The sequence below is a fragment of the Staphylococcus sp. HMSC070D05 genome (genome assembly GCF_001815595.1).
Classification (GTDB): Bacteria; Bacillota; Bacilli; order Staphylococcales; family Staphylococcaceae; genus Staphylococcus; species Staphylococcus hominis.
Genome location: NZ_KV821119.1, coordinates 1 through 11,729, shown reverse-complemented (window position 1 = coordinate 11,729; position 11,729 = coordinate 1). Strand labels below are relative to the sequence as shown.

Below are 11,729 nucleotides of genomic sequence, written 5' to 3'. Positions count from 1 at the left end.
TTTTTTCACTTATCCAGATACTTTATGTCCCGTACTCTGGTCATAATTAGATATAGTGATTTTACAATATAGATAATCCAGAATTTTTAATATCTTTTGCAAATCCTTGAACTGTATCCACTGGCAATTCATTAATATCACGTCCAAGATTATTGTTAACTTTCTTAACAACATCTGCTGGACAAGTGATAATATCGGCGCCAATTTCATTAGCTTGGATAACATTGAACACTTCACGGCAACTTGCCCATAATAATTTAACACCATTTTTACTATGTGAGACTTTTACAGATTCTTTCATTAAAGGAAGTGGATCTACACCCGTATCAGCAATACGTCCCGCAAAGACAGAGATATATGTAGGTACACCTTCGGTCACTGCTTCTGTAATAGCTTTAACTTGTTCAATTGTATAAACAGCAGTTACATTTAAACGAACATGATCAGCTGATAATTTTTTAATTAATTCAATTGTAGACTCACCTTTTGAGTTCACAATTGGTATTTTAACAAACACATTGTCACCATATTGCTTTAAAATTTCTGCTTCTTTCTCCATTGTGTCTAAATCATCTGAGAATACTTCAAATGATATAGAAGCATCTGGAATTTCACGTACTGCTTCTTCTGCAAAAGATTTATAATCTGTTACACCTGCTTTTGCCATTAAACTAGGATTTGTTGTAAAACCATCTACTTCTTTATTTTTGTATGCGGCTTTCATTTGTTCGATATCTGCACCATCTGCAAATACTTCTACATTTAATTGAGTCATAAAATCTTCCCTTCTCGTTTATATTACGAATATAGCTTGCTTTATGAAAAGACACCATATGTATGATCATTTTTTATGTACAAGATGTTTTACTATTTCGCTATGTTATTTATATCATGCTTTTTTTATGTATGCGAATGTTTTGCTTTGAATTTTCTGAAAATTAAAACCTTATGATAAAGGTACTATTAAAAATGAAATTAAATGTGGTAATATTATTTAATGGTATAAATCGGAGGTTTGTTATGTCTAAATCAAAAAAATATTTTTATATATCAGTTATTCTTTTAATTATTAGCTTTTATTTTAATACATTTAATCCTTTATTAAGCATTCAATTTAAATCAATAAAAAATTTATTAATTGCATGTAGTATTGTAAATGTTGTCATCCTTATTGCTTCAATTATATTTTCTGATAAAGCAATTAAACATTCAAATTATAAAAATAAAGATTGGATTAAGACCGCTTCTAAAATATTACCTTATGTCATATTGGTAGTCATTTTGTTCCATATTTTTGCTTCTGTTACAACGTTTGGCATTGTTTCATAATCAAATATGTATAAAATATTATATAAAGGTGAGTATGTTATGCAATATATTTCCGTGTTTATAGGTGGTATGTTGGGCGCTTTATTAAGATTTTTGTTTTCCTTTATGAATCAGAGCAGCACCTTTCCAATTGGCACATTGATAGCTAACCTGTCAGGTGCTTTTCTTATGGGTTATCTATCTGTAGTAATAATTAAATTATTTAAAGATTATCCTAAAATTAAAAAAGGTATTACAACTGGTTTTTTAGGCGCTTTAACAACATTTTCAACATTTCAATTTGAGTTAGTCACATTACTTTACAGCCATGATATTATCTTAGCTGTGGTTTATGCGTTAATGAGTTATTGCTTTGGTGTTATCTTGTGCTGGATAGGTATGAAATTAGGAGGTCTTACATCTTGATACAAGCTCTTTTAATTATGATTGGCGGTGGTTTTGGCGCTGTCGTTAGAGCATGGCTAACTGATGTCACCAAATCCAAATGGTCTACTTCAATACCTATTGCTACTTTAATCGTCAACTGGATTGGAAGTTTTCTCATTGGTTTAACGACTGGGCTCTCTATTCACTTAAACTGGATACATATGTTTTTTATTACCGGATTTTTAGGAGGTTTAACGACATTTTCAACCATGTCTTATGAGCTTGCCCAATGTCTAACACCGTCTTTTAAACTTTTTAAATTTATGATGTATTCTCTATTGCAATTTGTCATAGGATTTATTTCTTGTTGGATTGGTTTTATAATATAACAAAAGAGTGAACTGTGTAGTCAATTAACCTACAAGTTCACTCTTTTTAAATTAGATTTATTGACCTTCAAATGTATCTGGATCAGGCCCTATACGTTGATCTTTATTTAAATCATCAATTCGTTTCATTTGCTCTTCTGATAATTCAAAATCAAATACATCTATATTTTCTTCAATTCTGCTTGATGTAACTGATTTAGGAATAACGACGACATTATGTTGCATATTCCATTTAATAATAACTTGTGCTGCTGATTTATTAACTTCTTTGCCAATTTCATTTAACGTTTCATCGTTTAAAATTTGTGCATTCATAAATGGTGACCAAGATTCCATATAAATATTTTGAGCTTCTAAATATGTTCTAAGTTTTTCTTGAGTAAAGTATGGATGAAATTCTACTTGGTTAATGACTGGTTTGATTGAAACTTGTGCTAATAATGCTTCAAAATGATCTGGATTGAAATTACTAACTCCAATATTTTTAACTTTATTATCTTTATATAAATCTTCCATGCCTTTCCATGTATCAATCATTACGGCTTCATTTGTTCCTGGCCAATGTACTAAGTACAAATCTAAATAATCTAATCCAAGTTTTTGGATACTAGTTTCGTAGGCTTGAGCCACATTTTCACGTCCGAAATCTTCGAAGAATAATTTTGATGTTACAAAAATGTCTTCTCTATTTAAACCTGTTGATTCTAATCCTTCTTTGATACCTTGGCCTACTTGTTCTTCATTTCCATATACTTTAGCAGTATCTATGCTACGATACCCAGATTCAATGGCATGTTTAACTGCTTCTTTACAAGTATCGTCGTTTTCTACTCGAAATGTTCCAAGTCCTAACATTGGCATTTGATTTCCATTATAGAATTCAATATAGTCCATTTTACTTCCTCCTTTAAAAATAACTATTCTGTATATACCCTAAAAGTATATTTATGAACATCGCTTGTAATAAAAAAAGTACCATCAAAATTTAAAATTTTGATGGTAGCCCCTCTTAGTTAAATGATTCAATTTTATCCATAATATTTTGTAATTCATCGACATTATATTGAATACGCCCATGGAATACAAATTTGTTAAAGAATTCGTCAAGTTGTTCGGGACCAACTAAAACCTTAACACTTGAGCTTTGTGCATAGTTTGAAATCGTTACGTCTTTATTATGTTTAGGATTAAAATATAAAATTGATGTTGGCTTATATTTAAGTCCTAATTCTGTTTGTAAATCTGTAGCCAACGTCTCAATTGCAGAAAGTTGATCAGAATAATTAATAAATGATAGTTTCGAATGATTATCTTCATGTTGATCAAGAACTAACGTTTGAGGCGCTTGTGTATTTAAATCAAGTGTATCAAATACTTGCTTCAGCATTGGTAATTCTTGAAATTGTGCGCCACTAATTCCATTATAAACATGACCTTTTAATAATTGTGAATCAATGATATATAAACCCGTTCTAGTAAGCACAAGATGACTAATACGTTGAATATTATTAAATTCATTACTTGGTAAAAAAACATTAGCCATTATATGCATATCTTCACGTCTAATACGTTTTTCTTTAACTAAACGGTCTCTAATACCAATGAGTCTCATATCAGTCACGTATTCACTTTTATTTTTAGAAAATAATTTCAAAGCATCAATTTCACGTTCTTTTCCATTAACTGTAGTTTCAAATTCTTCTTTTTGTTTCGTTACTTGTTTTTTATTTTCAATACGTTCTTTTTCAAGTGCTTCCTCATGTGAAGATTTGAGTTGTTGTTCCTTGAGATTGTATTCTTCACTCGCTTTGTGTTTTATATTATTTTTACTTTTCAAGGCAACTAAAAATAGAATAAAACATATAATCGCTATGATTATCGCTACAATTAAACCAATCTCAATCGGTCCAAATGAATTCATTAGATAACGCTCCTTTTAAACTGTCAATATCTATCTATTATAATAGAAATAGACGATAATTTCGAGGTTTAACCTAATTAATTGATGTATATCCTACATTATTTTTGAACGGCATCTTTTAGGACATTCACTTTATCTAATTTTTCCCATGGTAACAATATATCAGTACGACCAAAGTGTCCGTATGCAGCAGTTTGTTTGTAAATAGGATGTTTTAAATCAAGCATTTTAATGATACCTGCTGGTCTCAAATCAAAGTGTTTTCTTACAGCTTCAACTAATTGGCTTTCAGAAACTTTACCAGTTTTAAATGTATCAATAGCAATAGATACAGGTTCTGCTACACCAATTGCATAAGCTAATTGCACTTCACATTGCTCAGCTAATCCAGCTGCTACAATATTTTTTGCAACATATCTCGCTGCATATGCCGCAGATCGGTCTACTTTTGTAGGATCTTTACCACTGAAACAACCGCCTCCATGACGAGCATAACCACCATATGTATCTACGATAATTTTTCTTCCAGTTAAACCAGCGTCTCCTTGTGGCCCCCCAATAACAAATCGGCCAGTGGGATTAATAAAGAATTTAGTTTCATCATCAATTAAATCTTCAGGCACAGTCGGATAAATGACATGCTCTTTAATATCTTTTTGGATTTGTTCTAATTCAATGTCTTCAGCATGTTGAGAAGATACCACAATCGTATCAATACGTTTAGGTTTATCATTTTCATCGTATTCTACTGTTACTTGAACTTTACCATCTGGACGTAAATAATCTAAGGTACCGTCTTTACGCACATCTGATAAGCGTTTCGCTAGTTGATGTGATAAAAAGATTGGAAGCGGCATATATGTTTCTGTTTCATTTGTTGCATAACCAAACATTAATCCTTGGTCTCCGGCACCTGTTGCTTCAATTTCTTCTTCAGATATATCATTGCGATACTCAAGTGCTTTATCTACACCTTGGGCAATATCAGGTGATTGTTCATCAATAGCTGTTAAAACAGCCATTGTTTGATAATCGTAACCATATTTAGCTCTTGTATAACCAATATTTTTGATTGTTTCGCGTACTACTTTAGGAATATCTACATATGTAGACGTTGAAATTTCACCAGAAATTAAAGCCATACCTGTTGTTACTGTTGTTTCACAAGCGACACGTGCATTAGGATCATCTTTTAAAATTTCATCTAAAATCGCATCAGATACTTGATCGGCGATTTTATCTGGATGTCCTTCTGTCACTGACTCTGATGTAAATAAACGTTTATTATAAGTCATGATCTGCTCCTTTTTTTAACTATATTTACGAAAATTCTCTTTTGACAATGAGCTTAAAATAAAAGAGCCTTCTCAACTACCTAGATAGAGAGAAGGCTCTTAAACGTCCATTCGCTCTTATCGTTCAGACAATTATTGCGTCTGCAAACGGTTTGGCACCTTTCTTTTAAAAAAAGAGGTTGCTGGGTTTCATTGGGTCCATGTCCCTCCACCACTCAGGATAAGAGAATCCGTTAAGACCTATACTACATAAATACTTTAAAATTGTCAATTTTGATTTTTAAATGTTCTTTTATTTACAATGGAATAATTAAATCATTATGTTATACTATTTTAATGTAAAGGCTTACATAAATAAATGAATAGATATTTGGAGGGATGTTGTATGTCAATAGATACATACAGTGAAACACCTAAAATCAAACACTTATTAGAAAAGGAAACAACTTTATTTCAACTTTCTACTACTCAGCTTTATTACAAAATTTTAAACAATAATGAAGGTGAACTTACTGAACTTGGCGCAATTAATATGAGTACAGGTAAATATACTGGTCGTTCACCAAAAGATAAATTTATCGTTAACGAACCTTCATATCGTGATAATATTGATTGGGGAGACATTAATCAACCTATAGATGAAGACGTGTTTTTAAATTTATACAACAAAGTATTAGATTATTTAGATCAAAAAGAGGAATTATACGTTTTTAACGGTTATGCCGGAAGTGATAAAGACTCACAATTAAAATTAAAAATCATCAATGAGCTTGCATGGCATAATTTATTTGCCCAAAACATGTTTATCCGACCTGAATCTATTGAGGAAGCAAGTCATATTAAGCCAAATTTCACTATCGTTTCTGCCCCTCATTTTAAAGCTAATCCAGACGTTGATGGTACTCATTCTGAAACATTTATTATTGTTTCATTTAAACATAAAGTGATTTTAATTGGTGGTACTGAATACGCTGGAGAAATGAAAAAAGGTATCTTTTCAGTGATGAACTACTTATTACCTATGCAAGATATTATGAGTATGCATTGTTCTGCCAATGTTGGAGAAAAAGGTGATGTTGCTCTATTCTTTGGATTATCTGGTACAGGAAAAACAACATTATCAGCGACTCCAAATCGTAAATTAATTGGCGATGATGAACATGGTTGGAATAAAAATGGTATTTTTAACATTGAAGGTGGTTGCTATGCAAAAGCCATTCACCTATCTAAAGAAAAAGAACCTCAAATTTATAATGCCATTCAATATGGTACTATTCTTGAAAATACAATTGTTAATGAACGTGGCCATGTTGATTTTGATGATAATACGAACACAGAAAACACACGTGCTGCTTATCCAATTCATCATATCGATAATATCGTATTACCTTCTAAAGCCGCACACCCTAATACAATTATTTTCTTAACTGCAGATGCATTTGGTGTACTTCCACCTATTTCTAAATTATCTAAATCTCAGGCCATGTATCATTTCTTAAGTGGTTTTACGTCAAAATTAGCTGGCACTGAACGTGGCGTGACAGAACCTGAACCATCATTTTCAACATGCTTTGGCGCTCCATTTTTACCTTTGCACCCTACTAAATATGCGAATTTACTTGGTAAGCTAATTGATGACCATGATGTTGATGTATATCTAGTAAATACAGGATGGACGGGTGGAAAATATGGTGTTGGACGTCGTATCAGCTTACATTATACACGTTATATGGTAGATCAAGCTATTTCTGGCAAACTAAAACAAGCTACATTTACTAAAGATGAAATATTTGGTTTAAGTATACCAATTGAAATGGAAGATGTGCCTAAAACGATTTTAAATCCAATCCATGCTTGGAATGATCCTGAGGCTTATCGTCATCAAGCTAATGACTTAAAACAACGTTTTGAAGAAAACTTCAAAAAATTTGGAGATGAAGTAAAAGATATTGCTAAAAATGGTGGATTTAGTCATTAATAATATATAAACAAAAGACTTACAAAGATGACCATTGTAGTCATCTTTGTAAGTCTTGTTCTATATTATTCATCCATTGATGTATACAATCTAAAACTTCTTTCAATGCTTTCGGTCTTGGTACATGACCTTCTTCAAGTTGATAAAATGTATCATGTTTGACCCCTTTAAGTTCTAGTTGTTTTTGAAGAAAATACGCTTGATGTATACCCACTTGCCAATCTTTACCACCATGTACAATTAAAATAGGTGGGCTATTTTGATTCAATGTACGTATCGCATTTCTTTGTTCATATGCCTCTTTATCTTTTTTCGGATGACCTACCATACGTCTTAGCATTCCTCTTAAATCCACACGTTCTTCATACATTAAATGAATATCTGAAACGCCTCCCCAAATAATATAGCTATCAACTGGATCATCCTGAAATGATAATAAACCTTGAATTCCACCTCTTGAAAATCCAATCATATGGACGAAAGCTTGGGGATACTTATTTTTTAATAGTCGAATAAGTACTGTTACATCGTGTAAATCAGCATTACAAAATTCATCTTTTCCTTCACTACCATTACTTCCTCTATAATAGGGTCCTATAACTAATGTATATGGATCAGAAAATTGCATAAGTCTTGAAGCTCTTACTCTACCAACTTGCCCTTTTCCACCACGTAAATAAACTACAATACGTTTAACATTATGATACAATGGGACCATCTGTAACGCTTTTACCCTTAACTCGTCTACTGTATAAGTTATTTCCTCAAATCGATGAGTGTTGGATTCAACAGGCATTGTTCTAATATTTGTAATACCCAAGATCTTTCACCCTTTCTAAACATTTTAAAATTGCTTCATCTTTAATTAAATAACTTTTTTGGTGCTCAGGAATCTCATTAACTAGATGAAATAATATAGGACCCTCTGTTTCCAAATAATCATGTTTATGTTCAATGGATTTCACTTTAATCACATACACATCTTTTTTAAAAAGTGACTTATCAAAGGTATGAACTTGATATTGTGCGATATAATATAAGGCTTCTATCTTTCCACCTGTTTCTTCATAAAGTTCTCTAGCAATCGCTTGTTGACTCGTTTCATTAATTTCAACTTTACCTCCAGGGAACTCGATACCTCTTTTAGAGTGTTTAGTGAATAATAATTGATTTTGAAATATCGGAATAGCTAAAACATGGTTTCCGTTTGGTATATCGTCATCAGTTTTATATTGCATCGTGACTCGTCTATCCTCTTGATCGATAAACTCCATATCACTCATCCCCCTCTTAAATGTGGTAAAATTATTTAATAATCTAATGTCTATAGGAGGTTTATTTATGCTTAAAAAATTATTTCTAAGCGTCATTCGTTTTTATCAGCATTTCATCTCCCCTATGACACCACCAACATGTCGATTCTATCCTACTTGTTCTGAATATACTAAAGAAGCTATAGAAGTATATGGCGCATTTAAAGGTGGCTATATGGGAGTAAAACGTATTTTAAAATGCCATCCATTTCATGAAGGCGGATTTGATCCAGTGCCTTTAAAAAAAGACAAACATACACATCATCATTCATAAACAGATAATGCATTCATATTAACTTTAGGGGGATTGAAATATATCAATCCTTCTTTTAATATGCCTATGCCTTGTGTAAAGTCTGTTTCAAAATAATATCCATCTGGAGTAATATCTCCTGGATAAGATCCCTCTTTTGCTAATAAAGCAGTAAAATATCGACTAAGTCCATATTCATACATCCCACCAACAATCACTTTAATATCTTTCTCTTTTAATAAGTGAATAAGTTCTAGCGCTCTATCTATTCCTCCCAGTCTAAATGGTTTAACCACAACTGCAGTGATAGGATATTGATGAATAATTTTCAAAATTGATTGTAAATCCGTTGCTTTTTCATCAATAGCAATAGCAGGATAATGAGTAACATCTATATAACTTAAATCATTTAAATCTTTAAATGGTTCTTCAACGTATAGAATATCATGTTGATCAATCTCTTTTAATAAGTGAAATTGTGACATATCCAGTGCTTCATTTGCATCGAGTGCAAGATTAAATTCAAATGGAAGTTCATTTCGTAGCTTTTTTATATCGTTAATGAGATGAGAACTCCATTTTAATTTAATACGTGCTGGCTTTGTGTCTTTAAGTGTTTGTAATTGTGAAAAAGATAAACCACTTACTGTTGCCCCATATTCAACATTAAAGCACGGTTGTGAATAAAACATCTGATAAACCGCCATCACAACAGTACATCTAGTAGTTGGATAACTATCTAATAAATCAAGATAAGGTAACCAGTCACTAAATGTATTAAATGAATGATTTAAAATCTTTTTTGACCATTGTTGTATTCGTATTTTTACTGTCTCAATTGTTTCAGTATCATACCAATCCGTTTCAAATGCATTACATTCACCAAAATAACTTTTCCCTTCATCAGAAATAAATCGTACTATAAGTGCTTTACGATGTGTCATATCGACTTTAGGCGTCGTAATCGGAGAATGAAATGGTGCGGTATAGTAATAAAATTGTGTATCAATGATTTTCATTTAATGGTCCTCAGTTCCAACTTTATTACGTTGTAATTTTCCAGTAGAAGTATAAGGTAATGCATTGACGTGTTGATATATCTTAGGAACTTTATATTTTGCTAAATGTTCTTGTAAGAAATCTATAAGGTCATTAACCTCAATTGTTTCACTTGCGACATAGTAAAGTGCTGGAATCTGACCCCAAGTATCGTCTTCTTTAGGTACACATACTGCATCTATAATTCCATTGAATGTTTTAGCCACTGTTTCAATTTCATAAGGATAGATATTTTCTCCACCACTAATAATAAGGTCTTTACGTCGATCATAAACCATTACAAAACCATCACTATCTATTTCTGCAATATCTCCTGTTTTAAAGAAACCATCTTCAAATGTGTTATCCAAATCTTTAGGATACAAATATCCATTCATTACATTGTCGCCTTTTATAAGTAATTCACCATGTCCCTCTTCATTAAGTTGTTTAATGCATACTTCAACGTTATTACTTGGTTTACCTACTGTATCATATCGTTTAGCTAACATATCTGGCGAAGCGGTTAGGAACTGCGAACATGTTTCCGTCATTCCAAAAGAATTATAAATAGGTAATTGATAACTCAATGCCTGTTGTATGAGCGTAGATGATAATTTAGCACCCCCAAGTAATATTTTTTCAATTGAGTATGGTTTATTTAAACCAGCATCCATTAGCCACTTTAACGTTTGTGGCACAAGTGACACATGTGTAGGATATTCGTTTTTAATAATAGTCAGCATATCTTCAGTATTATATTTATTTAATAAACGTACAGTAAACCCTTCAATGATAGCACGTAAAATCACGCTCAGTCCTGAAATATGATAAATTGGAAGAACCGATAACCATATCGTTTGTTGATCAAATCCTAGACTTTCTTTACAGCCTAATGCACTTGCATAGTGATTTTTAAACGTTTGAGGTACGGCTTTTTGGGGTCCTGTCGTCCCTGATGTAAACATAATAGATGCAATACGATGAATATCAAATTGTTTACGATTAGGCGTTTCAGGATAATCGCTGAGTTGATTAAACGAGAGAAATTGATGTGAAGATAAATCGAACTCTTTTGTAGTTAAAATAAGTTGAACATTCACTGAGTTCATTTGATTGGTCATTTCAGTTGTTGTTAATCGTGTATTGATCATTGCAATTTCAATTTGCGCTAACCAACATGCATGCACTAAAATAACAGAATCAATGTCATTTCCAATATATAGTCCTACCCTACTTTCATTTAAAGATAATAATTTCTTTGAAAGCTGATACGCTTCAGAATATAATTGATTATATGTTAATGTATATTTACCATCTGTAACCGCAATTTTGTTTTTGTTTTTTATACTTTGCTCTTTTAACCAAAATTCCACTATTCATTCCTCCAATAGTTATACACACTATATTATAACGATTTTTAAATGACTTAACAGGATTCATGTTTAAATTTATGTTGTGATTGTTTTATTTTTTAAAAGATATTAGCCTTTTTAGATAAATATAGTTAAATACTTGTAGCTATAAAAAACTCAGAATGGAAAATAACCATTCTGAGCTACTGTACGGAGAGTAAGAACATAAAAAGAGCAAGGTCAACATGTCAGAGAATTATTTTCTTGACACATAATTGACACTTGCTAAGTCTAAACCCTATGATATAAAGCTTTTGATACGGAGAGTAAGGGATTCGAACCCTTGAGACGCGATAAAGCGCCTACACACTTTCCAGGCGTGCTCCTTCAGCCAGACTCGGACAACTCTCCTCTATTCAATTAAATAAAAAAACAGAAGCGATGTTTCACTTCTGTTTATATGACTCCTACGGGACTCGAACCCGTGTTACC

The 11,729-nt window shown here is 32.0% G+C and carries 13 protein-coding genes, 1 tRNA gene and 1 riboswitch; of the genes, 5 read left to right on the top strand and 9 right to left on the bottom strand.

Annotated features, from left to right (window positions below):
• Window positions 1-61 precede the first annotated feature (61 nt).
• Window positions 62-775: a transaldolase gene (locus tag HMPREF3046_RS05165; RefSeq protein ID WP_070717148.1), complete on the bottom strand. Its 714-nt coding sequence runs from the start codon at window positions 773-775 to the stop codon at window positions 62-64.
• Window positions 776-1,020: 245 nt separating this feature from the next.
• Here HMPREF3046_RS05165 and HMPREF3046_RS05160 point away from each other — a divergent pair, with 245 nt between their 5' ends.
• From HMPREF3046_RS05160 to HMPREF3046_RS05150, 3 genes are read left to right on the top strand one after another with little or no spacing between them, the layout of a single operon-like run.
• Window positions 1,021-1,329, top strand: a complete 309-nt coding sequence (locus tag HMPREF3046_RS05160) for a hypothetical protein (RefSeq protein WP_070717145.1) — start codon at window positions 1,021-1,023, stop codon at window positions 1,327-1,329.
• A 39-nt stretch (window positions 1,330-1,368) separates the two neighbouring features.
• Complete coding sequence (gene crcB, locus HMPREF3046_RS05155) at window positions 1,369-1,734, top strand: fluoride efflux transporter CrcB (protein ID WP_070717143.1); 366 nt, start codon at window positions 1,369-1,371, stop codon at window positions 1,732-1,734.
• Window positions 1,731-2,084, top strand: coding sequence for a fluoride efflux transporter FluC (locus tag HMPREF3046_RS05150; protein ID WP_070717140.1), 354 nt, complete (start codon window positions 1,731-1,733; stop codon window positions 2,082-2,084). The genes crcB and HMPREF3046_RS05150 overlap by 4 nt, the downstream gene beginning before the upstream one ends.
• Window positions 2,085-2,141: 57 nt before the next feature.
• Here the strand turns inward: HMPREF3046_RS05150 and HMPREF3046_RS05145 are convergent, their stop codons facing one another.
• From HMPREF3046_RS05145 to metK, 3 genes are all read right to left on the bottom strand, one after another.
• Window positions 2,142-2,978 (bottom strand): aldo/keto reductase, encoded by an 837-nt coding sequence (locus tag HMPREF3046_RS05145; RefSeq protein ID WP_070717137.1) that lies wholly within the window; start codon window positions 2,976-2,978, stop codon window positions 2,142-2,144.
• A gap of 115 nt (window positions 2,979-3,093) precedes the next feature.
• Entirely contained in the window at window positions 3,094-4,005 is a 912-nt protein-coding gene (locus tag HMPREF3046_RS05140) for an NERD domain-containing protein (protein WP_070717133.1), read from the bottom strand.
• A gap of 98 nt (window positions 4,006-4,103) precedes the next feature.
• Window positions 4,104-5,300, bottom strand: coding sequence for a methionine adenosyltransferase (gene metK, locus HMPREF3046_RS05135; protein WP_070717129.1), 1,197 nt, complete (start codon window positions 5,298-5,300; stop codon window positions 4,104-4,106).
• A gap of 114 nt (window positions 5,301-5,414) precedes the next feature.
• A riboswitch (SAM riboswitch) is annotated at window positions 5,415-5,527 on the bottom strand.
• 158 nt (window positions 5,528-5,685) lie between these two features.
• On the opposite strand from metK, the gene pckA reads away from it, so the two are divergent.
• On the top strand, window positions 5,686-7,278 hold the full coding sequence (gene pckA / locus HMPREF3046_RS05130; protein ID WP_049418263.1) for a phosphoenolpyruvate carboxykinase (ATP): 1,593 nt from the start codon (window positions 5,686-5,688) through the stop codon (window positions 7,276-7,278).
• Window positions 7,279-7,318: 40 nt separating this feature from the next.
• Here the strand turns inward: pckA and HMPREF3046_RS05125 are convergent, their stop codons facing one another.
• Both HMPREF3046_RS05125 and ytkD read right to left on the bottom strand, forming a co-directional pair.
• Complete coding sequence (locus HMPREF3046_RS05125) at window positions 7,319-8,098, bottom strand: alpha/beta hydrolase family protein (RefSeq protein WP_083316369.1); 780 nt, start codon at window positions 8,096-8,098, stop codon at window positions 7,319-7,321.
• On the bottom strand, window positions 8,079-8,552 hold the full coding sequence (ytkD, locus tag HMPREF3046_RS05120; protein ID WP_070717127.1) for an RNA deprotection pyrophosphohydrolase: 474 nt from the start codon (window positions 8,550-8,552) through the stop codon (window positions 8,079-8,081). The genes HMPREF3046_RS05125 and ytkD overlap by 20 nt, the downstream gene beginning before the upstream one ends.
• 67 nt (window positions 8,553-8,619) lie before the next feature.
• Here ytkD and yidD point away from each other — a divergent pair, with 67 nt between their 5' ends.
• Window positions 8,620-8,865 carry a membrane protein insertion efficiency factor YidD gene (gene yidD / locus HMPREF3046_RS05115; protein WP_070717125.1) on the top strand — a complete coding sequence of 82 codons (246 nt, stop codon included), beginning with the start codon at window positions 8,620-8,622 and terminating at the stop codon, window positions 8,863-8,865.
• Here yidD and menC read toward each other — a convergent pair.
• From menC to HMPREF3046_RS05100, 3 genes are all read right to left on the bottom strand, one after another.
• Entirely contained in the window at window positions 8,856-9,863 is a 1,008-nt protein-coding gene (gene menC / locus HMPREF3046_RS05110) for an o-succinylbenzoate synthase (protein ID WP_070717122.1), read from the bottom strand. The two genes, yidD and menC, sit on opposite strands and share 10 nt — an antisense overlap.
• Entirely contained in the window at window positions 9,864-11,258 is a 1,395-nt protein-coding gene (menE, locus tag HMPREF3046_RS05105) for an o-succinylbenzoate--CoA ligase (protein ID WP_070717119.1), read from the bottom strand. It lies immediately after the preceding gene.
• 299 nt (window positions 11,259-11,557) lie between these two features.
• Window positions 11,558-11,648 (bottom strand) — tRNA-Ser (locus HMPREF3046_RS05100).
• Window positions 11,649-11,729 lie beyond the last annotated feature (81 nt).

Bases quoted from the DNA above. Each gene is read 5' to 3' on its own strand.
- HMPREF3046_RS05160 (WP_070717145.1), top strand. From the start codon at position 1,021: ATGTCTAAATCAAAAAAATATTTTTATATATCAGTTATTCTTTTAATT.
- metK (WP_070717129.1), bottom strand. From the start codon at position 5,300: ATGACTTATAATAAACGTTTATTTACATCAGAGTCAGTGACAGAAGGA.
- HMPREF3046_RS05145 (WP_070717137.1), bottom strand. From the start codon at position 2,978: ATGGACTATATTGAATTCTATAATGGAAATCAAATGCCAATGTTAGGA.
- yidD (WP_070717125.1), top strand. From the start codon at position 8,620: ATGCTTAAAAAATTATTTCTAAGCGTCATTCGTTTTTATCAGCATTTC.
- menC (WP_070717122.1), bottom strand. From the start codon at position 9,863: ATGAAAATCATTGATACACAATTTTATTACTATACCGCACCATTTCAT.
- HMPREF3046_RS05165 (WP_070717148.1), bottom strand. From the start codon at position 775: ATGACTCAATTAAATGTAGAAGTATTTGCAGATGGTGCAGATATCGAA.
- crcB (WP_070717143.1), top strand. From the start codon at position 1,369: ATGCAATATATTTCCGTGTTTATAGGTGGTATGTTGGGCGCTTTATTA.
- HMPREF3046_RS05140 (WP_070717133.1), bottom strand. From the start codon at position 4,005: ATGAATTCATTTGGACCGATTGAGATTGGTTTAATTGTAGCGATAATC.
- pckA (WP_049418263.1), top strand. From the start codon at position 5,686: ATGTCAATAGATACATACAGTGAAACACCTAAAATCAAACACTTATTA.
- ytkD (WP_070717127.1), bottom strand. From the start codon at position 8,552: ATGGAGTTTATCGATCAAGAGGATAGACGAGTCACGATGCAATATAAA.